Source organism: Erwinia sp. S43, assembly GCF_016624745.1.
Classification (GTDB): Bacteria; Pseudomonadota; Gammaproteobacteria; order Enterobacterales; family Enterobacteriaceae; genus Erwinia; species Erwinia coffeiphila.
In genome coordinates, this window is record NZ_JACVTX010000022.1 from 68,135 (window position 1) to 89,903 (window position 21,769).

Annotated in this window: 19 protein-coding genes; 9 read left to right on the forward strand and 10 right to left on the reverse strand. The window is 57.0% G+C overall.

What is annotated here, in order from left to right; all coding sequences use genetic code 11:
* Nucleotides 1-88: 88 nt before the first annotated feature.
* A complete protein-coding gene (locus tag IBT47_RS20550) occupies nt 89-1,546 on the reverse strand; it encodes an MFS transporter (protein WP_200562656.1) in 1,458 nt (485 codons plus the stop codon).
* 109 nt (nt 1,547-1,655) lie between these two features.
* On the opposite strand from IBT47_RS20550, the gene IBT47_RS20555 reads away from it, so the two are divergent.
* Nucleotides 1,656-2,546 (forward strand): LysR family transcriptional regulator, encoded by an 891-nt coding sequence (locus IBT47_RS20555; RefSeq protein ID WP_200562681.1) that lies wholly within the window; start codon nt 1,656-1,658, stop codon nt 2,544-2,546.
* A gap of 1,413 nt (nt 2,547-3,959) precedes the next feature.
* On the opposite strand, the gene prs is transcribed toward IBT47_RS20555, so the two are convergent.
* The 3 genes from prs to lolB form a co-directional block, all read right to left on the reverse strand.
* Complete coding sequence (gene prs / locus IBT47_RS20560; RefSeq protein WP_105594349.1) at nt 3,960-4,907, reverse strand: ribose-phosphate diphosphokinase; 948 nt, start codon at nt 4,905-4,907, stop codon at nt 3,960-3,962.
* Between the two features lie 127 nt (nt 4,908-5,034).
* Entirely contained in the window at nt 5,035-5,898 is an 864-nt protein-coding gene (ispE, locus tag IBT47_RS20565) for a 4-(cytidine 5'-diphospho)-2-C-methyl-D-erythritol kinase (RefSeq protein ID WP_200562658.1), read from the reverse strand.
* The gene (lolB, locus tag IBT47_RS20570; protein ID WP_105594351.1) at nt 5,895-6,521 is read right to left on the reverse strand and encodes a lipoprotein insertase outer membrane protein LolB; all 627 of its coding nucleotides are present in this window, start codon (nt 6,519-6,521) and stop codon (nt 5,895-5,897) included. The genes ispE and lolB overlap by 4 nt, the downstream gene beginning before the upstream one ends.
* A 226-nt stretch (nt 6,522-6,747) precedes the next feature.
* Between lolB and hemA the strand changes: the two genes are divergently transcribed.
* The 7 genes from hemA (at nt 6,748) to IBT47_RS20605 (ending at nt 12,604) form a co-directional block, all read left to right on the forward strand.
* The gene (gene hemA, locus IBT47_RS20575; RefSeq protein ID WP_105594352.1) at nt 6,748-8,004 is read left to right on the forward strand and encodes a glutamyl-tRNA reductase; all 1,257 of its coding nucleotides are present in this window, start codon (nt 6,748-6,750) and stop codon (nt 8,002-8,004) included.
* A 37-nt stretch (nt 8,005-8,041) separates the two neighbouring features.
* Nucleotides 8,042-9,124, forward strand: a complete 1,083-nt coding sequence (prfA, locus tag IBT47_RS20580; protein WP_105594353.1) for a peptide chain release factor 1 — start codon at nt 8,042-8,044, stop codon at nt 9,122-9,124.
* A complete protein-coding gene (prmC, locus tag IBT47_RS20585) occupies nt 9,124-9,960 on the forward strand; it encodes a peptide chain release factor N(5)-glutamine methyltransferase (protein WP_200562660.1) in 837 nt (278 codons plus the stop codon). The genes prfA and prmC overlap by 1 nt, the downstream gene beginning before the upstream one ends.
* Before the next feature lie 9 nt (nt 9,961-9,969).
* Nucleotides 9,970-10,368 carry a SirB2 family protein gene (locus IBT47_RS20590; protein WP_105594355.1) on the forward strand — a complete coding sequence of 133 codons (399 nt, stop codon included), beginning with the start codon at nt 9,970-9,972 and terminating at the stop codon, nt 10,366-10,368.
* Entirely contained in the window at nt 10,365-11,174 is an 810-nt protein-coding gene (gene sirB1, locus IBT47_RS20595; protein ID WP_200562662.1) for an invasion regulator SirB1, read from the forward strand. Before IBT47_RS20590 ends, sirB1 begins: the two co-directional genes overlap by 4 nt.
* Before the next feature lie 43 nt (nt 11,175-11,217).
* Nucleotides 11,218-12,072: a 3-deoxy-8-phosphooctulonate synthase gene (kdsA, locus tag IBT47_RS20600; RefSeq protein ID WP_105594357.1), complete on the forward strand. Its 855-nt coding sequence runs from the start codon at nt 11,218-11,220 to the stop codon at nt 12,070-12,072.
* Nucleotides 12,073-12,175: 103 nt separating this feature from the next.
* The gene (locus tag IBT47_RS20605) at nt 12,176-12,604 is read left to right on the forward strand and encodes an META domain-containing protein (RefSeq protein WP_200562664.1); all 429 of its coding nucleotides are present in this window, start codon (nt 12,176-12,178) and stop codon (nt 12,602-12,604) included.
* Between the two features lie 45 nt (nt 12,605-12,649).
* Here IBT47_RS20605 and chaA read toward each other — a convergent pair whose 3' ends face one another.
* Nucleotides 12,650-13,741: a sodium-potassium/proton antiporter ChaA gene (gene chaA / locus IBT47_RS20610; RefSeq protein WP_105594359.1), complete on the reverse strand. Its 1,092-nt coding sequence runs from the start codon at nt 13,739-13,741 to the stop codon at nt 12,650-12,652.
* 398 nt (nt 13,742-14,139) lie between these two features.
* On the opposite strand from chaA, the gene chaB reads away from it, so the two are divergent.
* Nucleotides 14,140-14,370: a putative cation transport regulator ChaB gene (gene chaB / locus IBT47_RS20615; RefSeq protein WP_200562666.1), complete on the forward strand. Its 231-nt coding sequence runs from the start codon at nt 14,140-14,142 to the stop codon at nt 14,368-14,370.
* A 135-nt stretch (nt 14,371-14,505) separates the two neighbouring features.
* On the opposite strand, the gene IBT47_RS20620 is transcribed toward chaB, so the two are convergent.
* The 5 genes from IBT47_RS20620 to IBT47_RS20640 form a co-directional block, all read right to left on the reverse strand.
* The gene (locus IBT47_RS20620; RefSeq protein WP_200562668.1) at nt 14,506-15,528 is read right to left on the reverse strand and encodes a LacI family DNA-binding transcriptional regulator; all 1,023 of its coding nucleotides are present in this window, start codon (nt 15,526-15,528) and stop codon (nt 14,506-14,508) included.
* A 28-nt stretch (nt 15,529-15,556) separates the two neighbouring features.
* Entirely contained in the window at nt 15,557-16,963 is a 1,407-nt protein-coding gene (locus IBT47_RS20625; protein ID WP_200562670.1) for a sucrose-6-phosphate hydrolase, read from the reverse strand.
* Nucleotides 16,960-18,333, reverse strand: a complete 1,374-nt coding sequence (locus tag IBT47_RS20630; RefSeq protein WP_200562683.1) for a sucrose-specific PTS transporter subunit IIBC — start codon at nt 18,331-18,333, stop codon at nt 16,960-16,962. The genes IBT47_RS20625 and IBT47_RS20630 overlap by 4 nt, the downstream gene beginning before the upstream one ends.
* A gap of 39 nt (nt 18,334-18,372) precedes the next feature.
* Complete coding sequence (locus tag IBT47_RS20635; RefSeq protein WP_200562672.1) at nt 18,373-20,019, reverse strand: carbohydrate porin; 1,647 nt, start codon at nt 20,017-20,019, stop codon at nt 18,373-18,375.
* 143 nt (nt 20,020-20,162) lie between these two features.
* Nucleotides 20,163-21,086, reverse strand: coding sequence for an aminoimidazole riboside kinase (locus IBT47_RS20640; protein ID WP_200562675.1), 924 nt, complete (start codon nt 21,084-21,086; stop codon nt 20,163-20,165).
* Nucleotides 21,087-21,769 lie beyond the last annotated feature (683 nt).

The window sequence follows — 21,769 nt, forward strand, 5'->3', positions numbered from 1 at the left end:
ATTCGAGCAAAGTAGCATTAATAAATGGTCCTCAAAAGGGGGGGTTATGCCAAATTGCTAAAAAAAACTGTCCGGCATCACTATCCGCTTAATTAATCTGCTTACCCCGGGGAACCAGGCACAGCCAGATAGCGACGGCACAGATCACGGTAACAACCAAAAGCACCCACAGCAGTTGCTGGAAGGCGTGCTCTGCCATCGGTAACAGCGCGGAGTCGATGGCCGATCCGGCACTCAATGTCGGTAGCGACTCTGCAGAGGCGTGGTGAAGATTCGCCAGGCGGGCCAGCAAAAAGGTAAACAGACTGCTGACGCTCGCCAGCGCCACGCCTTCCCCGGCTACGCGGACTGTACTGAAAATTCCGGTCGCCATACCCGCACGCTGCGGCGGCACCACGCTGACCGACAGGTTGTCCATCAGCCCCCACGGCAGCCCGCTACCTGTTCCGATCAGTAACATCGCCAGCAGGGTTAACAACAGCGAGCTTTGCGGCGTTACCACACTCAGCAGCCCGATACCCGCAGCGGCCAGCAGCAGACCGCCGGCGCTGACCGTGCCGGGATGGTAGCGACGGGTCAGACTGACCGCGATCGAGGGAATAATCAGCATTGGCAGCGAGATGGCTAACATCAGCAAACCCGTGCTTAAAGCGTCATAGCCGTAAAAGCCCATAAATCGTAGCGGCAGCAGCACCAGCAGTACCACGAAGCAGTAGCAGGTCGCGACCGGCAACAGTTGTACACCAACGAAGCGGCCGTAGCGGAACAGGCTGAGATCGAGCATCGGGAAGGCAGTGCGCCGCTCAATAAAGACAAACAGCGCACCCGTTAGCAGGGAAGCCAGCAGCAGAATGCGGGTGAGCGGCGTACTGCCACCGTCGGCCATTTGCAATAATCCCCAGGTAAACAGCGTCAGCGCGGTGCTGAAGGTGATGATACCGGCCCAGTCCAGCGGCTGCGGCTCGGGGTTGCGTGACTCGGCCAGATAGCGGGTGCCAAAAAGTAATGCCACCGTACCAAACAGGGCACAGCAGAGGAAAACGCTGTGCCAGCCGGCCGCCTGCATCAACATTCCCGCCACCACCGGTCCCGCCGCCAGTCCCACGCCGAAACTGGTACCCAGCAGGCTGAAGGCTCTTGCACGGGCTTCGCCATCAAAACTGTTGGCCATCGCGGCGGCTCCCCCTGCCAGCGCGGCGGCAGCGGCGGCACCCTGTAGTGCTCGAATAACGTCCAGCCAGACGACCGATGGCAGCCACGGCGTCAGTAACGAAAGTAGGGTAAACACCGCGACGCCGCTGATAAACAGGCGCTTGCGGCCGTAGCGATCGGCGAGCGATCCGGCGGCCATTAACAGACTGCCGAAGCTGAGCAGGAAGGCGTTGGTGATCCAGCTCAGTGCCAGCGGCGATCCGCCAGGATCAACGGCAATGGCGGGCGTGGCGATGACCCCGGCAGAAAAACTCAGCGGCAGCATCAGCGCCGCGCTGCAAACGGCCAGCACGCTCCAGCGGCTGCTTTGGGCTTCAAGTGTCAGGGAACTCATTTTTTATCTCCGCTTTCATCAGTCAAAAAAGCAGGATAGATTGGCATGTGTGGGTGATAAACAGGCCGCATGGCCGAAGATAAAGGACAAAAAGTATCGAATGAGCAGCGTGGAAAGCCTGAGTGGTTTGACGGCCTTTGTGAAAGCGGCGCAGGCGGGGAGTTTCGCTTCGGCGGCAGAGCGCCTTGGCGTGTCGGCATCGGCGGTGGGTAAAAGCGTGGCGCGGCTGGAAAGCAGCCTCGGGGTGAGCCTGTTCAACCGTAGTACGCGCAGCCTGAGCCTGACGGAAGAGGGGGCGCTGTTTTATGAGCGCAGCCAGCGCATTGTGCAGGAGCTGGAGGAGGCCGAGCAGGAGCTGTCGCGGCTGATGTCCGCCCCGCGCGGGCGTTTGCGGCTGAGTTTTCCGGCGATTGGCTACCGTCTTTTGCTGCCTCTGCTGCCCGGGTTCACCGCGCAGTACCCGGATATTGAGCTGGATCTTGATTTCAACGATCGTCTGGTGGATGTGATTGGTGAGGGTTATGACGCGGTGCTGCGCAGCGGTGACTTTGCCGATTCACGGTTGAAGGCGCGGCGGCTGGGGGGCTTTCGTTTTTGCCTTGTTGCCTCCGCCGATTATTTTTCCCGTCGTGGCCGGCCGCAGCAGCCTGCCGATCTGAGCGATCATGAATGCCTGCTGTACCGGTTTTCCGGCAGCGGTCAGCTTCAGCCCTGGCAGTTTGACGGCGTTGATGCGCGTCAGCTTACGCTGCAGGGGTCGCTGGTGTTCAATAATCTTGAAGCGCAGATTTCGGCCGCCCGGCGTGGGCTTGGGTTGATTTACGTGCCGGATTTTTCGGTGCAGGAGTATCTGGATAGCGGGGAGTTGGTTTGTGCTCTGGATGATTGTATCAGTGCCGGAGGGCAGTTTTCGCTGCTGTGGCCGGGGAATCGGCATTTGTTACCGAAGTTGCGGGTGTTTATTGATTATCTTGCGGAGCATATCGGGTTGGATCGGTGATTTGCTGCTTAGGTGTTTTCTGCAACTTCGGTGTTTGCGCTGACTGGCGGGTCCATCGGTTGGGCTGGTCCTCGCGCCGCTTCGCGGTGCCTTCACTTCGTGCGTCAGCCGGTCGGACCGTCAGAGACGGGCCGTCCATGGCCCGGCTCTGACTTTCACCCGCGTCCTGCGGGTGAATCCTGGCTTCCTTACTCCGTTCAGCGCTGTGGATTGCCCAACCGATGGACCCGCCAGTCTGCTTTTAAATTCTGTGTTGGCTGTACAAAACAATGGTCTTTATGCAGACGGTCGGTTTCATTAGTTTACTTTTAACGCTGTGTTAGTTGTGAAAGATAACGGGGTTTATAAGGGCTGGTTGATTCAGTGTTCGGATTCGAACTTCGGTGTTTGCGCTGACTGGTGGGTCCACCTGTTGTGCTGGTCCTCGCGCCGCTTCGCTGTACCTTCACTTCGTGCGTCAGCCGGTCGGACCGTCAGAGACGTGCCGTCCATGGCCCGGCTCTGACTTTCCCCCGCGTCCTGCGGGTGAATTCTGGCTTCCTTACTCCGTTCAGCGCTGTGGATTGCCCAGCCGATGGACCCGCCAGTCTGCTTTTAAATTCTGTGTTGGCTGTACAAAACAATGGTCTTTATGCAGACGGTCGGTTTCATTAGTTTACTTTTAACTCTGTGTTAATTGTGAAAGATAACGGAATTTATAAGGGCTGGTTGATTCAGTGTTCGGATTCGAACTTCGGTGTTTGCGCTGACTGGCCGACCTGATGATCAAATTCCAAATTCGGTGTGTATGCTGACGGTAGGTTCTACGAGTCTGCTTATTTAATATGATGTTACCTGTCATAACAGAGCAACATCGGGATGAGTTCGGTTACGAAGCTTCGCTATTGAGAAAGATCTGGGATGGATTGATTCAATGACGCTATTTGATTGAATGAAAATCAATGGAAATGCGCTACGAAATACGAAATGAGTTATCAACACTTGTTGAATTCAAGAGGTTTTTAATCCGTTACTCATCAACAGCGACGCCATTTAGTCAAGAGGGCCGGTCTGTGCCACTGCCGGGTAATCCGCAGCGCTGAGGTGGAGGCAGATGGCCAGGAGACGCCAACAAGGACGTTGGCGTCAGGTGAAGCTGGTGCATGGATGCACCATCTTCACCGGTCCGACAGGCCAGATGCCGTAACCGAAGGAACCGCGAAGCGGCGTGAGGACCGCCCGACAGTGGCACAGACTGGCCCAAAAGCCCGTGAGCTGCAGCCATGACTGTCCGGCAGTGGCACAGACTGGCTCATTAACACGCATGCTCCAGCTATGACAGACCAGACACAAAAAAACCGCCGTCCCGAAAGACAGCGGCTATATAAAACTGAACGCTAAAAACAAACCGGCCGGAATAACCCGGCCAGTGAATTAATGCTCAAACATCGCAGAAATGGATTCTTCGTTGCTGATACGACGAATCGCTTCCGCCAGCATGCCTGACAGCGTCAGGGTGCGCACGTTTGGCAGCGCTTTAATTTCTTCTGGCAGCGGAATCGTATCGCACACCACAACCTCATCAATCACCGAATGACGCAGGTTTTCAACCGCGTTGCCGGAGAAGATTGGATGAGTGGCATAAGCGAATACACGCTTGGCGCCACGCTCTTTCAGCGCTTCCGCCGCTTTGCACAGGGTGCCGCCGGTATCGATCATATCGTCAACCAGTACGCAGTCACGGCCAGCAACGTCACCGATGATATGCATCACCTGAGACACGTTGGCACGTGGGCGGCGCTTGTCGATAATCGCCATATCGGTATCGTTCAGCAGCTTGGCAATGGCACGGGCGCGAACTACGCCGCCAATGTCCGGGGAAACCACAATCGGGTTCTCCAGGCCAATCTGCATCATATCTTCCAGCAGAATCGGGCTACCGAAAACGTTATCAACCGGAACGTCGAAGAAGCCCTGAATCTGTTCGGCGTGCAGATCAACGGTCAGAACGCGGTCAACGCCAACGCTTGACAGGAAATCAGCAACCACTTTAGCAGTAATGGGTACACGAGCAGAGCGCACGCGGCGGTCCTGACGGGCATAGCCAAAATACGGAATGACCGCTGTAATACGACCAGCGGAAGCACGACGCAGGGCGTCAACCATCACAACCAGTTCCATCAGGTTATCGTTGGTTGGGGCACAGGTGGACTGGATGATGAAAATATCACCACCGCGTACATTTTCATTAATCTGTACGCTCACTTCACCATCGCTGAAACGACCGACGGCGGCGTCGCCCAGGCTGGTGTAAAGGCGGTTGGCAATACGTTGTGCTAGTTCCGGGGTGGCGTTACCAGCAAAAAGCTTCATATCAGGCACGAGAAGAACCTCAGGCTTTGCGTCGAGAGAATGAAATTAAGTCAGGGTTGGCGCAAGACCACTGACGATTTCATGCGGGTGTTAAATGAGCCTGGTGCAGCGTCCGGATCATGGTGACGCTGTCACTTCAGCTCGAATGCTCTGAAAGAATGCGGTGAAGCGGCGAAACGTTTGCGCCTCGCGCTACGAATCCCTGCAATTCTTTCGGGGCCAGCTCAAGCACCTGGCGTGCGGCGGACTCGGTGTCAAATTCAGCAAACACACAAGCACCCGTTCCAGTCAGGCGCGACGGCGCATATTCTAGCAGCCAGGAAACGAGCTGTTCAACCTCGCGGAAACGTTTTCTGACGACGGCCTCACAATCATTGCGGAAATCGGCCTCCAACAGCTCATTGATTTGCCGATATGGTGTATCTCTGGTCAATAACGGATCGTTGAACACTACCGGGGTCGCCACGCTGACGCCGGGGTGCATGACCAGATACCATTTTTCCGCCGGGGAGACGGGCGTGAGCTTTTCACCCACGTCTTCCGCATAGGCCGCAAAACCCTGTACGAACACCGGTACGTCGGCACCGAGGCTCAGGCCCAGCGCCGCCAGCTCTTCAAAACTGAAACCAGTCTGCCACTGATAATTTAGCGCAACCAGCACCGTAGCCGCGTTAGACGAACCACCGCCCAGGCCGCCGCCCATTGGCAGGCGTTTATCTACCGCCAGGCTGGCTCCGGCATTGGCGGGCAGGGTGCCGCGCGCTGCTGCCTTCTCGCGCAGCAGCCGGGCGGCGCGAACAATCAGGTTCTGTTCATCCGGCACGCCGACAACCGGCGTTAACAGTTTTAGCTCACCGCTGCTGTCGGCGGTAATGGTCAGCGTGTCACCATAGTCCAGAAACTGGAACAGCGTTTGCAGATTATGATAGCCGTCTTCACGACGGCCGGTGATATAGAGAAATAAATTTAGTTTTGCCGGTGAGGGCCACTGTTCGATCATTTAACGGTCCAGCTATCCATTTTCAACTTGATGCGCTGGCTGCCTTCCTGCAGTTCCAGGTTTGACGGCAGCGTGGGGTTCTGTTTGCTGTCGTAGCCTTGATAGGTCACGTGCCATGTTTTGCCGTCCTGGCTGTAGTTCAGCTCGCGCAGGCGATACTGGTCGTCAAGCGAGTAGTCGGTGGCATCTCCCGGCAGGCCAAGAATCCACTGACGTAAATTATCCAGCGGAATGGTCATGCCGGTCAGCTGTGAGATCATCTGCGCGGCATCGCGGCTGACGTAGCGCTTACCTTTGTTATCCACGATTTGCGCCACCTGGCCCTGCTGGTCGAGCTGTAGCTCGGTACTGCCCAGCGGATTGGTCAGCAGCAGGCGATAGCGGTCCGGGGCGGTTTGCTGCCAGTTAAAGCGGGCATAAACTTTCTGCTGGTCGGAAAGGAAAGCAAAGGCACCGCGAGTTTGGTACTGAGTAATTTTTTCCACCGCCTGCTGATGGTCGCGCCACTGCGGTGAGGTCGGGCTCTGGCCGGGAGTCTGTGGCTCTGGCGTGATGCTACAGGCCGCCAGCAGCACGCTGGCAAGGGGAATAAGCCGCATCAGGCGGCGATTCGACAATAACATTATCAGGTCAACTCCTCGGACGTAATTCTGGCATACTTGCCGCAATCAACCGCTCACGCTAACCAGCTTGCCGGGCGGCGTCAACGCTCAAATTGTCTGATTTGCGCTACAACAGGTAAATCTTGTTGCAGGGATAGGCCACGCATGACTTTTATTGATCCCGCGCATCTTGTAGAATGCGCTTCAGAAAACCCTATCAACTGTGGGATATACCCAATCTGGCACCATGACGTTACTGGCTCTTGGCATTAATCACAAAACCGCTCCTGTTGCGCTGCGTGAACGTGTTACGTTCGCGCCGGATACGCTTGACCAGGCTTTAAACAGCCTGCTGGCGCAGCCGCTGGTGCAGGGTGGCGTGGTGCTCTCCACCTGCAACCGCACTGAAATCTATCTCAGTGTAGAACAGCAGGAGAATTTGCAAGAGCAGCTGACCAAATGGCTGTGCGATTACCACCAGTTAAGTCCGGAAGACCTGCATAAAAGCCTCTACTGGCATCATGACGATGGCGCAGTCAGCCACCTGATGCGCGTGGCCAGCGGGCTGGATTCTCTGGTGCTCGGCGAACCGCAAATCCTCGGGCAGGTCAAAAAAGCCTTTGCCGACTCCCAGCGCGGCCATTCTCTTTCCAGCGAACTGGAGCGGATGTTCCAGAAGTCGTTTTCGGTGGCCAAACGCGTGCGTACCGAAACCGAAATCGGTGCCAGCGCCGTTTCAGTGGCGTTCGCGGCCTGTAGCCTGGCGCGGCAGATTTTCGAATCACTTTCCACGGTCACCGTACTGCTGGTTGGCGCGGGCGAAACCATTGAACTGGCGGCCCGCCATCTGCGTGAACACAAGGTCAGTAAACTGATGATTGCCAACCGTACCCGCGAACGCGCTCAGGTGCTGGCCGATGAGGTGGGTGCTGAAGTGATTAGCCTGCCGGACATTGATTCTCGCCTGGCCGAAGCCGACATCATTATCAGCTCCACCGCCAGCCCGCTGCCGATTATTGGTAAAGGCATGGTTGAGAGGGCGCTAAAGCAGCGCCGTAACCAGCCGATGCTGCTGGTGGATATTGCCGTACCGCGCGACGTTGAGCCGGAAGTGGGTAAATTACCTAACGCCTATCTGTACAGCGTGGACGATCTGCAGGCAATCATCGAAAGCAACCTCGCACAGCGCAAAGCGGCGGCGGTGCAGGCCGAAACGATCGTGGTGCAGGAAAGCAGCGAATTTATGTCATGGCTGCGCGCACAGGGCGCGGTGGAAACCATTCGCGAATATCGTTCTCAGGCCGACCAGGTCCGCAGTGAGCTGGAGGCGCGCGCGCTGGCCGCGCTGCAAAACGGCGGGAATGCGGAAGAGGTCATTCGCGACCTCGCACATAAGCTGACCAACCGTCTGATCCATGCCCCAACCAAATCTCTTCAGCAGGCCGCACGCGATGGCGATGGCGAACGTCTGCAAATTTTACGCGACAGCCTCGGGCTGGAATAGCGTTTCAAGCCTCTATTAACAAGGTAAAACTACACGAATGAAGCCTTCTATTGTTGCCAAACTGGAAGCATTACAGGAACGTCACGAAGAAGTCGAGGCGATGCTGGGTGATGCCGGTGTGATTGCCGATCAGGAACGTTTCCGTGCGCTGTCACGTGAATATGCTCAGCTGACCGACGTCAGTCAGTGTTTCCGCCGGTGGCAGCAGACCCAGGAAGATATTGAAACCGCCGAGATGATGCTCGACGATGCGGAAATGCGCGATATGGCGCAGGAAGAATTAAAAGAAGCGCGCGAAGCCAGCGAGGAGCTGGAACAGCAGCTGCAGGTGCTGCTGCTGCCGAAAGATCCTGACGATGAGCGCAACTGCTATCTGGAAGTGCGCGCCGGAACCGGCGGTGACGAAGCGGCGATCTTCGCGGGCGATCTGTTCCGTATGTACAGCCGCTATGCTGAAGCGCGTCGCTGGAAAGTAGAAATCATGAGCGCCAACGAAGGCGAGCACGGCGGCTTTAAAGAAGTGATCGCCAAAGTGGTCGGTGAGGGTGCCTACGGTCGCCTGAAGTTTGAATCCGGCGGCCATCGCGTACAGCGCGTGCCGGAAACCGAATCCCAGGGCCGTATTCATACCTCCGCCTGCACCGTGGCGGTGATGCCGGAGCTGCCGGAAGCCGAACTGCCGGATATCAACCCGTCAGACTTGAAAATCGATACCTTCCGTTCTTCCGGCGCGGGCGGCCAGCACGTTAACACCACCGACTCCGCCATCCGTATTACCCACCTGCCAACCGGTATTGTGGTGGAGTGCCAGGACGAACGTTCGCAGCATAAAAACAAAGCCAAAGCGCTGGGCGTGCTGGGTTCGCGTATCCGCGCCGCTGAAATGGCCCGCCGTCAGCAGGAAGAGTCCTCCACGCGTCGCAACCTGTTGGGCAGCGGCGATCGTTCCGACCGTAACCGCACCTATAACTTCCCGCAGGGGCGCGTTACCGATCATCGAATCAACCTGACTATCTACCGCCTGGATGAGGCGATGGAAGGTAAACTGGATTCGCTGATCGAGCCTATCGTGCAGGAATATCAGGCCGATCAGCTGGCAGCCCTCGCCGGGCAGGACTGATGCAGATCCGAGCCTGGCTGCGTGAGGCCATCATCCGCCTGGCAGGCGGCGACAGCCCAAAGCGTGATGCGGAAATTCTGCTCGGCTGGGTAACGGGAAAATCGCGCAGCTGGCTGATCGCCTTCGACGATAGCGAACTGGATGCCGACCAGCTGGCGCAGCTCGATGCCCTGCTGACGCGTCGCGCGGCAGGCGAACCGGTGGCCTATCTCATCGGCGAGCGTGAATTCTGGTCGCTGCCGCTGCGCGTCTCTCCCCATACGCTGATCCCGCGTCCGGACAGTGAAGTGCTGGTTGAGCAGGCGCTGGCGCGCTTGCCGCAGAGCGCCTGTGCGGTGCTGGATCTCGGGACCGGGACCGGGGCGATTGCGCTGGCGATTGCCAGTGAACGGCCCGACTGTCAGGTCACCGGCGTCGATCGCATTGCCGATGCCGTCGAACTCGCCCGGTATAACGCCACAAAGCTGTCGCTGAATAATGCCAGTTTCCTGCAAAGCAACTGGTTCTCGGCACTGGACGGGCAGCAGTTCGCCATCATCGTCAGTAATCCTCCTTATATTGATGCCGCGGACGGCCACCTTAACCAGGGCGACGTACGTTTCGAACCGGCCAGCGCGCTGGTTGCGGGCGATCGCGGTCTGGCCGATATCAAACTGATTGCTGCCGCCGCCGGGCAGCATCTGTACCCCGAAGGCTGGCTGCTGCTGGAACATGGCTGGCAGCAGGCGGGGGAGGTTCGCCAGATATTGCGCGATAACAACTTTACCGCAGTAGAAACCTGTCAGGATTACGGCGGTAACGATCGCGTGACCTTTGGACAGAAACTGGCTGAGTAAGGAGTCAATATGGCTACATGGTATCTTCCGCTAAAACATTTCCATCTGCTGACGGTTTGCATTACCGTGCTGATGTTTGTTTTACGTTTCTGGTGGTTACAGCGCCAGTCTGCCATGCTGCAGCGTCGCTGGGTTCGTATTGTGCCGCACATCAATGACACGCTACTGCTGCTGTCCGGTGTGCTGCTGGTCACGATTACCCACTTTTACCCGTTCTCGCCACAGGGCAGCTGGCTGACTGAGAAGCTGTTTGGCGTTATTATCTATATTGCACTGGGCTTTATTGCCCTCGGACGACGTCCGCGTGCGCAGAAAGTGCGCTGGATAGCGTTCATTGTGGCCCTGGTCGCGGTTTATGCGATTGTCCGGTTAGCCACAACTAAAATGCCACTGTTGGGGTTTGTATGACGTCCTTAGCTGATTTTGATTTTACTGCCGCCCCGCTGAGTGAAGCGGTTATCGCGGCATCGCTGGCCATTCGCAGCGACTTTCCGGCTGAAAACGTCAGAGAGCAGTTGTCGGCGCTGGTAGCCGAAGCGCGTGCGACTATTTCGCCGCAGCTTGAAGCCGATTTACAGCTGGAGAAGCTGATTGAGCTTTTCTGGCACCAGTGGGGATTCGGCGGTGCGGGCGGTATCTATCGCCTCTCTGATTCTCTGTGGCTGGATAATGTACTGCGTACCCGTCAGGGAACGGCGGTGTCGCTGGGGATTGTATTCCTGCATATTGCCCGCCAGCTTGAGCTGCCGCTGTGCCCGGTTATTTTCCCCACGCAGCTGATCCTGCGCGCCGAGTGGATTGATGAAGATATCTGGTTAATCAATCCCTTTAACGGTGACACGCTGGATGAACATACCCTTGAGGTGTGGCTGAAAGGCAATATCGGCCCGATTGCCGAATTGTACGATGACGATTTGCAGGAAGCCGAGCCGCTGGCCGTGCTGCGCAAAATGCTCGATACGTTGAAGGCCGCGCTGATGGAAGAAAAACAGATGGAAACGGCGCTACAGGTGAGCCAGGTTCTGGTACAGATGGACCCTGAAGACCCCTATGAAATTCGCGATCGCGGGCTGATTTTCGCCCAGCTGGAATGCGAACACGTGGCGTTGAGCGATCTGGCTTACTTTGTGGAACACTGCCCGGAAGATCCGGTGAGTGAAATGATTAAGCTGCAGATCCACTCCATTGAACAGAAACAGATAACCCTGCACTGATGCACTGTGCGCGGTGAATACCTCTAAGACATAAGGCGAAGACATGAAACAAAAAGTGGTTAGCATTGGTGATATCCCGGTAGCAAACGATCTGCCATTCGTCCTGTTTGGTGGCATGAACGTGCTTGAATCCCGCGATCTGGCCATGCGTATTTGTGAACATTACGTCACCGTAACCCAGAAGCTGGGTATTCCTTATGTGTTCAAAGCGTCATTTGATAAGGCCAATCGTTCTTCTATTCACTCCTATCGTGGTCCGGGACTGGAAGAAGGGATGAAAATCTTCCAGGAGCTGAAGCAAACCTTCGGCGTGAAAATCATCACCGATGTGCACGAAGCCAGCCAGGCTCAGCCGGTGGCGGACGTGGTTGACGTTATCCAGCTTCCGGCCTTCCTTGCCCGTCAGACCGATCTGGTGGAAGCGATGGCGAAAACCGGCGCGGTAATCAACGTGAAGAAACCGCAGTTCGTCAGCCCGGGCCAGATGGGCAACATCGTGGATAAATTCGCGGAAGGCGGCAACGATAAAGTTATTCTGTGCGATCGCGGTGCTAACTTCGGCTACGACAACCTGGTGGTCGACATGCTGGGCTTCAACGTGATGAAACAGGTTTCCAACGGCAGCCCGGTGATCTTCGACGTGACCCATGCCCTGCAGTGCCGTGACCCAATGGGTGCAGCCTCCAGCGGTCGTCGCGCGCAGGTGAGCGAACTGGCTCGTGCCGGTATGGCGGTGGGGATTGCCGGTCTGTTTATTGAAGCACACCCGGATCCTGCCAATGCCAAATGCGATGGCCCGTCGGCGCTGCCGCTGGACAAGCTGGAGCCTTTCCTGGTGCAGATGAAGGCGATTGACGACCTGGTCAAAAGTTTCCCTGAGCTGGATACCAGCAACTAAGACAGCGTAATCTCTCCGGGCCTGATTTTCAGGCCCGTTTTCTTTCCTGCTCTTCTCGTTACCCGCCGGAGTGTGGGCCGAAAGTTTGACTCAAGGAGCCATGATGAAGAAATCTATTCTGCTGATGCTGGCAACGCTCGTCGCCAGCGGCTGTAGTAGTGACGGCAACCGTTTAAATGAGCAGCAGCTGCTGAATCAGTACTTCGTGCTGAGTGCGGTTGATAGCAAACCCGTTGAGCAACGTGCCGGGATACGTCCGGGCATTAGCTTTGCACCGGGTCTGAGAGTCAGCGGTGTCATGTGCAACCGCTTCTTCGGACAGGGGCAACTCGAACAGGGCCGACTGACGGTTCCGCAGCTGGCAACGACCCGGATGCGGTGTCACGATGGTGAACTTAACCAGTGGGAACAACTGCTGGGTCAGGTGCTGACGGCGGGGGCCAGCGTGACAATACAGCAGCAAACTCTGACGTTGAATGGGGCTGGACATACGCTGGTGTATCGGGGTGAGCAGAACGCAGAAAAGAATTGAGCAGTAAAGAATAAAAAAAGGCCGGTGAACCCGGCCTTTTTTACGTTACAGCATAACCGTCATCAAATAGGCGGCAAACAGCGCCAGATGCGCCGCGCCGTTCAGCACGTTGGTGCGGCCGGTAGAGAAGGATATCTGGCACAGTATCAGAGCGGAGATCATCACCACCATCTGCGGTGACTCCAGGCCGAAAATCAGCTCCTGCCCGGTCAGCGAGGCAATAATCGTTACCGCAGGCACGGTCAGAGAGATCGTCGCCAGCACCGAACCAAAGAACAGGTTCATCGCGCGCTGTACCTGGTTGGCCAGCACCGCTTTAATCGCGCCCAGTCCTTCCGGCGACAGGATCAGCAGCGCCACCAGGAAGCCGGTAAACTGTTCCGGGGCATTCATCGCCGTCAGCAACTCACCCAGCGGATTTGCATTCATTTTCGTGACGGCAATGACCGCAATCAGATGCACAATCAGCCACGCGGTATGCCAGGCACTGCTGTGTACGGAAGGCTTGCCGTGGTGCGGATCGCCGTCATCGTCTTCATGTTCGTAAACAAACAGGTTCTGATGGGTTTTGGTCTGGATCAACAGGAACACCCAGTACATGGCGGCTGAAATGGCTGAAACCAGCAGCGCCTGTGCAACGCTGAAATTACCGCCCGGAAGCGCCACGGGAAGCACCAGAACGATAATTGCCAGCGGGAAGATGGCGATCAGATACTGTTTTACACCCACGAGATTAACGTACTGAGTGGCGAATTTGCGGCCGCCGAGCAGCAGGGCAAAGCCGACCAGGCCACAGGTAACGATCATAATGATCGAGAACAGCGTGTCGCGCATCAGTGCCGGGGCGGCATCGCCGGTGGCCATCAGTGCGGAGATCAGGCTGACCTCAAGAATAACGACTGAGAGACTGAGAATAAGTGAACCGTAGGGTTCACCCAGACGGTGTGCCAGAACGTCGGCATGACGCACTACGCTAAAGGCACTGCTGAGAATAGCCACCAGCGCCAGTATATTGATGCCGACAACGACAGGTAGCGAAGTGGTATTTCCCCAGAACCACAGTACCAGCAGTGCGGCCAGGGGGAAGATCAGGGAGTACTCGGTGTGGCGGGTTTTACTGCTCTCGTGGGCACTCATAGGCTAACGCTCCTTATCGAAATCCGCTGACCCAAAACCGACGAAATCGGGGGGCCTCTTAAAGTCGTGACTGAAGTATCAGTGACAAGTGGCGAAAGTGTAATCTTTTTTTTTAACCCGGCGGCAAAAATTTACGCGATTTTACGGACTTGGGGTTAATTAATGCTGAAGTCTTTATTTTTAATAATTAACTTTTTATCCTAATGAAATATCAGGGTGTTTATTTTTTATAATCTAATGATTGGATGGTATTAACCGCTTGTAGTGAGTTTTGTAGTCGGATAATGTGCCCGGTAATGAGAAATTCAATCCAGGCCTGTAAAAAAATACGGTGGCAAAAAAACGGCTGTGCGCCAGGCTTAACGGTGATTGATTTATGCCCATTCAGGAGGTCAACAATGCCCTACGATTCCCGCCAGGCGCTGCCTGATGCCGTTAAACACGTACTGCCTGCACATGCCCAGGAGATCTATAAAGAAGCATTTAACAGCGCCTGGGAACAGTATAAAAAGAGCGACGATCGCCGTGGAGATGATTCACGCGAGGAGGTTGCCCACAAAGTGGCCTGGGCCGCAGTGAAGCACCAGTACCATAAAGGCGACGATGATAAGTGGCACAAGACGCGCTGATGTCAAAATGCAACCCGCTTACCGAAGGCGAAGTGAGGTTTTGCTGATGCCAGAATAATGTCGCTTACCCGGACAAGTTGAGCTTTTGTTTTTCAAGCGGACACGGCATTACGCCCGAAAGGGCGTATTACCCGGTTAAATTTCTGGATTCTTCGCCCGACGCCATTTCAGCCTTGCAGGTAGCCAGCGCTGAGTCGTTTCCGGGGGCTGTTCATCAATCAGCTGAGTGATCATCTCGAAGCAGTTCCACGCCAGCAGGCGTTCGTCCTGCTCGACGGTATCAATACGCACCGACAGAGCGTCATACAGATAGTGATCGTCAAAGCTACAGAGATGCATCGGGGTATCCAGCAGTCCGTGCTGGCTGAGGTAGCGCAGCACGCCTTCCTGTAGCCCACAGGCGGCGCAGAACAGCGCCTGCGGTACTCGGCCCAGACGGGCATAAAGATCGGCAAACATCTCATAACCGGAACTGGAGTGGTAATGGCCGTGCATGATCCACTCCGGGCGCACCGTCACGCCAGCACGTTCCAGCCCCTGTTGATAACCGGCCAGACGATCGCGGGTGGGGGAGATACGCGGCTGCCCGCCGAAGAAGTAAATTTCGTCATAGCCTTCTCGCGCCACCGCTTCCAGCAGGGTCGCCGTCGGGGCTGTCGCGTCGGTGATCACCAGCGGCAGCGATGACTCACCCAGATGGCGGTCAAACAGCACTACCGGCAGCTGCTGGTTAATCTTCTGATATTCGGTGTCATTCAGCATGCTGGAGGCAACAATCAGGCCGTCGATCTGACGCTGGATCAGGTTACCGACCGCCAGCGTTTCCTGGCTGGCATTTTCAGCGGTGCAGGCGATCAGCAGCTGTAGCCCCGCATCGCGGCACAGCATCTCAAGTTCATGAGAGAAGCGGGCAAAACCGTGGTTGGTCATTTCCGGCACCACCAGGCCAAGAGTATTACTGCGGCTGGAATTTAACGCACGGGCGTGGATGCTGGGCTGGTAGTGATGCTGGCGGGCGATTTCCATTACCCGACTGCGGGTAGCTTCCGCCACGCGCAGCTCTTTACCGCGACCATTAAGCACCAGACTGGCGGTGGATTTGGATACACCGGCCAGTCGGGCGATATCGTTAATGGTGATACGTTTGTTTTTAGTCACAGTGGCTTAGGCGTGAATGAACAGGCGATCATTCTATCACGCATTGCCGCAACCTCCAGTGACTGAGGCTAATCTGCGCGCTGCCGCTAAATCTCAGATGCGGCTGAGCGTCCGGGAAATAGCGCGAAGACAGCACTGCCTCACCATCGTTAATAAAGATCTCCACGCTGGAGCGATCGCAGAGGATTTGCAGCGTGCGCACCTCACCGCCCCAGTGGCGCTCTTCCTGTTCGCCGGTACGCAGATTTTTACGTCCCAACGTCAGGCCATGACGATCGACATGAAGATTGAGTGCATCGGCAAAACTGGCGCTGAAGCTGCCATCAATCGACACGTGCAGCTCAGCACTGTCCACATCCAGTGCCGGCAGGTTACCGGCAATACCTTTAAGCTGAGTCTCATGCTGACGAAGTTGCTGAAGTTCGCGCGCCGGGCGCTGAATTACGCGATCGCCGCTCAGGGTCAGTTCGCGGGGGCAGGTCATGGTGTGTATCCAGCCATGGCTCAGCGTTGGCTGATAAAACTCATCCGCATCCGGCAGTCCCATCCAGCCGATCAGCAGACGTCGGCCATCGTCGCTCAGGCAGCTCTGTGGCGCATAAAATTCAAAGCCGAGATCGAGCTCATGAAACTCACCGTGGCTGAACTGCGCCGTGTCGTAATCCAGGGTGCCGCAGAAATAACCGCTCTGGAAGGTGTTGCGATAGCGCCAGCCGTCGGCCTCCAGACCCTGCGGACAGGTGAGCAGAATTTCACGATCGTCCAGGCGGAACAGATCCGGGCATTCCCACATATAGCCGAATTCACCCAGCCCGTTCAGGCCGCTGCCGGCCATCTCGCCCAGCAGCGTCCAGCTGTGCAGATCGGGGGAAATCAGCAGCAAAATTTTACCCTGTAGCTGCAGGTTCTGCGCCGCCAGCACCATGTACCAGCTGCCGTTATGCTGCCAGACCTTGGGATCGCGCACGTGGCCGGTATAGCCTTCCGGCAGCGGCAGTACCGGGCCCAGCTTGCGAAACTCGCCATGTTCGTCCTGTACCGCCAGGCACTGCCATGCGGTGCGTCCGCCATCAAACTTCACATTACCGGTGTAGATTAGCGTCAGCTCGCCGTGGTTATCCACCGCGCTGCCGGAGTAGCAGCCGTGGCTTTCATAGCTCTCGGACGGCGCCAGCGCCAGCGGTTCGTGCCGCCACTGCACCAGGTCCGCCGAACTCCACTGCCCCCAGAATTTGGCGCCGTGCGCACAGGCCAGCGGGTTCCACTGATAGCACAGGGTGTAGCGGCCGTTAAACTGAATAAATCCGTTCGGATCGTTCATCAGCCCGACGGGCGGAGCCAGATGCCAGGCCGGGCGATGACGATCGGCGGCCGCGCGCTGCTGGCCGCTAAGTACCGCACGCAGCGCCTGTTTCACCAGATGGGCGTCACTCATGCTTTTACCTCAACTTTGATTTTCAGCAGTAACGACAGCACAAAGGCGGTAACAAAAGCAATCACCATGCCGATCAGATAGTTGATCATTGAGCTGCTCTGCACGATCGCCAGCCCCGGCAGGGCGGTCAGGCCGACGGCGACCATATTTACGTGCATAGCTACCACCCATGCACCGCCAACCGCGCCGCCGATCAGACCGGCGATAAATGGCTTAATAAAGCGCAGGTTGATACCGAAAATGGCTGCTTCAGTAATCCCAAGCATCGCCGAGAACGCCGAGGGCAGAACGATACTGCGGGTGCGCACGTCACGGGTTTTGAACCACACGGCCAGACAGGCACCGCCCTGGGCGACGTTGGCCATTGACCAGATCGGCAGCAGGAAGTTAACGCCGATTGACGGATTACCCAATAAACCCGCCTCAATGGCGTGGAAGCTGTGATGCACGCCGGTAATCACAATCACCGAGTACAGACCACCGAAAATTAACCCGGCCAGCCAGCCTGCATGGGCAATCAGCGTGCTGAGCACCAGGGAAATCCCTTCTCCCAGCCCACGACCGGCGGGGCCGATAATCAGCAGGGCAACGAAGCCGGAGATCACCACCGTCAGGAACGGCGTAAGGATAATATCCAGCGCGTTAGGGATAAATTTGCGTAAGGTTTTTTCGCAGTGGCTCATAAACCAGACGGCCAGAAGTACCGGGAACACCGTGCCCTGATAGCCGATCATCGCAATCTCCAGACCAAAGAAGTTCATGGTGTGGAAACCGCTGGCAACGCCCCATGCGTTGGTTAACGCCGGATGGGTGAGAATGCCGCCCAGCGTCGCGCCCAGATACGGATTGCCGCCAAACTCGCGCGCGGCGGTAAAACCAATCAGGATCGGCAGGATGATAAAGGCCGCAGAGCTGCACATATCCAGCATGATAAACAGTGCGCTGCTGGCATCGACCCAGCCATAGGTTTTCACCATACCCAGCAGGCCCATCAGCAGGCCGGAGGCGACAATTGCCGGAATAATCGGTACGAAGATATTCGACAGCGTGCGCGCGATGCGCTGTAGCGGATTCAGCTTTTTCGCTGCGATATCAGCCGCTTCACTTTTGCTGGATTCATTAATACCCGCTGCTTTAATAAACGCGGCGTGGACTTTATTGACGATGCCGCTGCCAAAGATAATCTGCATCTGGCCCGCATTACGAAAACAGCCTTTCACGCCTTCGATCGCTTCAATGGCCTCTTTCTGCACTTTATCATCATCGACCATCACCAGCCGCAGACGGGTGGCACAGTGCGCCGCGCTGGCGATATTTTCCCGGCCGCCCAGCAGCGGCAGTAGTTCACGGGCTATTTTGTCAAAATCCATCATTCCCTCAGTCGGTGATTTAATGTTTCAGGCCGGTTATCAGAACCAGGTTTCCATCTGTACGCCAAAGTTCCATTCACCACCGGCACTGAAGCCGCTGCTGCCGAACGAATCATCGCTGGCGTAGCGATCCAGTGAGTTGTTCCAGTCCATCCAGGTGGCGAAGAGACGAATTTCAGGGCGCGTGAAGAAGTCACCGATATCGGCAACTTTAAACGTCGGCGCAAAGGTCAGCTTCCAGAAACTGCCGGAGACCGCCTGCCGATCTTTATAGCCTTGCGGATCGAGATCCATGTATTGATAGCTGCCTTCATAAGCCAGCGCAAAACTCGGGTTGATTTCCTGGATCAGACGCGCATTTAATGTCGCCCAGCGGTAGTGGTCGCCCGCTGCATAGCGGTCGCTGCTGCTCTGTGCCAGCACCGCCGGGGCAAAGCTCCAGCGATCGCTGAGTGGAGTGACGCCGTAGCTGGCCAGGCGCCAGGTTTCAGCCTGCTGGGTCAGGTTGCCGTCGGAGCCGATGCCTTTAACTTCGGCACCCAGCCCGCGCCCGTAAAGCACGGCGGTTTTCGCCTGACCCTCACGCAGCCCCCAGAAGCTGTCGTTGTGCAGGGCCAGCATGGCGTGCAGGCCGGTGTCGCCCGCGTTATCGTTCTGGCGGGCGGTATTCACCCGCTCGTCGTTATCCTTCGCCCGCAGGCCGCTGAGCATCAGCTGGAACGGACCGGCAAAGTTATTGGTGGTGACAATGTAGTTTTGAATGGTGTTATCAATCGCTTCGATATCACCAAAGTTACGGCCATACAGCGAGAAGCTGCTCTTCAGCCCTTCGTTCCACTGTACGTCGTAGATACCGCCGCCGGTCCCGGCGAGGAACACCACGTCGGAATCCAGCCAGTGGATGTCAAAGTTATCGCGGTCAAAGCGCTTACCGGCCCACAGGGTACTGTGGCTAAACGGACCGCTGAAATCCGGTAGATTGCCCAGCTCAACAAACGCCTGGCGAATATTCAGTTCGCTGGTGCTGCCGGTCCAGTCGTTATAGTCCTTCTGCCCGTCGGCCAGCATCGCCTTGAAGCGGGTAGTGGCGCCGTTAGCCAGCTGCTGTTTGTGTTCGAAATTCAGTTCAACGTAGGTGTTGTTTTCATTGCCCAGTCGACCCACCGCACCGCCGGTTTCCCCGGCTGGAGTTAGATAAGGACCGCTCTGTGTGCCTGCAGCCGAGTCGTTCATGATCAGGCCGGAACGGGCATAGCCGTGGAATTCAAATCCGTCAGCGAACGAGGGTTTGCTTTCCACCGGGGCGGCGCTGGCCGTTTGCGCTGGCTGGGCGTTCGCCGCAGTGGCAGAGCCCGCGACGGCAGAAGCGGCTACAGACGCTGAGCCCGGCTGGGCGCTACCGGATGCAGAATATGAAGATGCCGGAGAATCTGCCGCTGCCGATCGGGCTGAAAGCGTAGCCGCTTCATTTTGACGGGCCGTCTGTGCCTGAAGTCTGGCGACATCTTTCTCTGCCCGGCTGGCGCGGGTTTCCGCGTTGGCAGCACGATTTTCAGCCTGTTGCAGGCGTGCTTCCATCGCGGCTAATCGCGCTTCAAGGCTGCTGAGAGTCGGGGCGGCGAAACTGAGTGTGGGTGTTGCAAGCGCCAGACCGATGGCAAGGGTCAGAATTGATGGTTTGATCATCTTCTCGGTTTTCCAGAGTGTGTGTTTTATGATTTTGCTAAACCGGTTCGATCGCGAGGTTATGCCAGGTGGCACGAAATGATCAATCTGAATTGCTAACCCGGTTTAGGAAGTGTGATCGGGTTAGCATTTTATCCATTTAATTAGTGGATTTCGGCGAGATCTGCGGCGTAGGGCAGAGCGGTCATTGCGCCTTTAGCGGTGGTGGCCGCCGCGCCACTGCGCTGCGCCTGCTGAATGGCTGATTCCAGCTTGTGCGGTGCCAGCGGGCTGTCTTCCTGCGCCAGTGCCGCCAGCAGCCCGGCAACGAAGGCATCGCCCGCGCCGGTGGTATCGACGACGTTCACGGTTGGAGCCGGGAAGTGTCGCTGCGTGCCGTTCTGCCACAGCCAGACGCCTTCGGCACCGCAGGTCACCAGCAGCAGTGCGGGCTGATAGCGGCTGCCGAAATCGGCAATACGCGCGGCAAGATCGCTGGCGTCACTGAGGGTCGCTAACTCGTCTTCAGACAGTTTGATAATATCGGCCAGCTGGAAGGCGGTATCCAGCAGGGATGTCAGCAGCTGGTGGTCAGGCCACAGATCTTCGCGCAGATTGGGATCGAAGCTTACCCAGCCACCTGCCTGTTTGATGGCATGCATTGCCTCCAGCGCTGCGCTGCGGCTGGGCTCGGCGCTGAGGGCAATCGAGCAGAGGTGCAGCCCTTCACCGGCGGCGAAGCGCGGCAGGCGCTCGCTGCTGAGGAACAGGTCAGCGGCGGGGCGCACCATAAAGGTAAACTGTCGCTCGCCGTGCTGGTCCAGGCTGACCAGCACGGTAGAGGTGCGATGGCCTTTTTCGCGATGCATATTGCTGATATCAACGCCTTCGTCGCGTAGTGTGTGCTGCAGGAATTCGCCGAACGGGTCATCGCCCACGCAGCCGATAAAGGCGCTATTACCACCAAGCCGCGCGATGCCAACCGCGACGTTAGCCGGTGCGCCGCCGGGGCATTTCAACAGGCGATCCTCCTGTTCCGGTAGCAAATCGATTACTGCATCACCCAATACCCAGATTCGTTGCGTCATTGTGATTGTCCTGAAGTAAAAATCTGCCAGTAAGCTAAACTGGTTTAGCAAAAAAGAAAAGTGTTAATGTTCGCCGACTGGTTTGGGGGGCGGTGATTATGGAATAGCAATAGCTGTGGCTGGTGTGGTCGATGTGTCGGGACCCGCCTCTGCGGCTGGCGGGCGGTCCTCGCGCCGCTATGCGGTGCCTTCGGTTACGGCATCGTGCCTTTCGGAGCGACGTATTTCGGGTATGGCTGTGTTTGTGTTTGTGTTTGTGGCTGTGGTGGCTGGAGTGTCGGGACCCGCCTCTGCGGCTGGCGGGCGGTCCTCACGCCGCTATGCGGTGCCTTCGGTTACGGCATCACGCCTTTCGGATCGGCGCGGAGCGGGCGTCCTGCCCGCGCCACGCCTGATGTCAGCATCCCTGCTGCCATCTCCGGCCGTGCTGCCTTCACCTCAGCGCTGCGGATTGCCCGTCAGCCGCAGAGGCGGGTCCCCTCGGTACTACTGAGTCGCTGTAGATCTAAAAACCTACATTTCAGGCCACACAAAACTGTCAAAGCAGACGGGTAGGGATCCCGAACGGGCTATCCGCAGCGCTGAACGTAGAGAGGAAGCCCGGATTTGCCCACACGGACGTGGGCAAAAGGCGCAGCCGCGCAGGACGCGCGTCTGCGGTGGTCCGTGAGGCTGACGAACGA

Coding starts and splice junctions, on each gene's coding strand:
- IBT47_RS20550 (WP_200562656.1), bottom strand. CDS start 1,546: ATGAGTTCCCTGACACTTGAAGCCCAAAGCAGCCGCTGGAGCGTGCTG.
- ispE (WP_200562658.1), bottom strand. CDS start 5,898: ATGATCGAACAGTGGCCCTCACCGGCAAAACTAAATTTATTTCTCTAT.
- lolB (WP_105594351.1), bottom strand. CDS start 6,521: ATGTTATTGTCGAATCGCCGCCTGATGCGGCTTATTCCCCTTGCCAGC.
- hemA (WP_105594352.1), top strand. CDS start 6,748: ATGACGTTACTGGCTCTTGGCATTAATCACAAAACCGCTCCTGTTGCG.
- prfA (WP_105594353.1), top strand. CDS start 8,042: ATGAAGCCTTCTATTGTTGCCAAACTGGAAGCATTACAGGAACGTCAC.
- prmC (WP_200562660.1), top strand. CDS start 9,124: ATGCAGATCCGAGCCTGGCTGCGTGAGGCCATCATCCGCCTGGCAGGC.
- IBT47_RS20590 (WP_105594355.1), top strand. CDS start 9,970: ATGGCTACATGGTATCTTCCGCTAAAACATTTCCATCTGCTGACGGTT.
- sirB1 (WP_200562662.1), top strand. CDS start 10,365: ATGACGTCCTTAGCTGATTTTGATTTTACTGCCGCCCCGCTGAGTGAA.
- kdsA (WP_105594357.1), top strand. CDS start 11,218: ATGAAACAAAAAGTGGTTAGCATTGGTGATATCCCGGTAGCAAACGAT.
- IBT47_RS20605 (WP_200562664.1), top strand. CDS start 12,176: ATGAAGAAATCTATTCTGCTGATGCTGGCAACGCTCGTCGCCAGCGGC.
- chaA (WP_105594359.1), bottom strand. CDS start 13,741: ATGAGTGCCCACGAGAGCAGTAAAACCCGCCACACCGAGTACTCCCTG.
- chaB (WP_200562666.1), top strand. CDS start 14,140: ATGCCCTACGATTCCCGCCAGGCGCTGCCTGATGCCGTTAAACACGTA.
- IBT47_RS20625 (WP_200562670.1), bottom strand. CDS start 16,963: ATGAGTGACGCCCATCTGGTGAAACAGGCGCTGCGTGCGGTACTTAGC.
- IBT47_RS20630 (WP_200562683.1), bottom strand. CDS start 18,333: ATGGATTTTGACAAAATAGCCCGTGAACTACTGCCGCTGCTGGGCGGC.
- IBT47_RS20635 (WP_200562672.1), bottom strand. CDS start 20,019: ATGATCAAACCATCAATTCTGACCCTTGCCATCGGTCTGGCGCTTGCA.
- IBT47_RS20640 (WP_200562675.1), bottom strand. CDS start 21,086: ATGACGCAACGAATCTGGGTATTGGGTGATGCAGTAATCGATTTGCTA.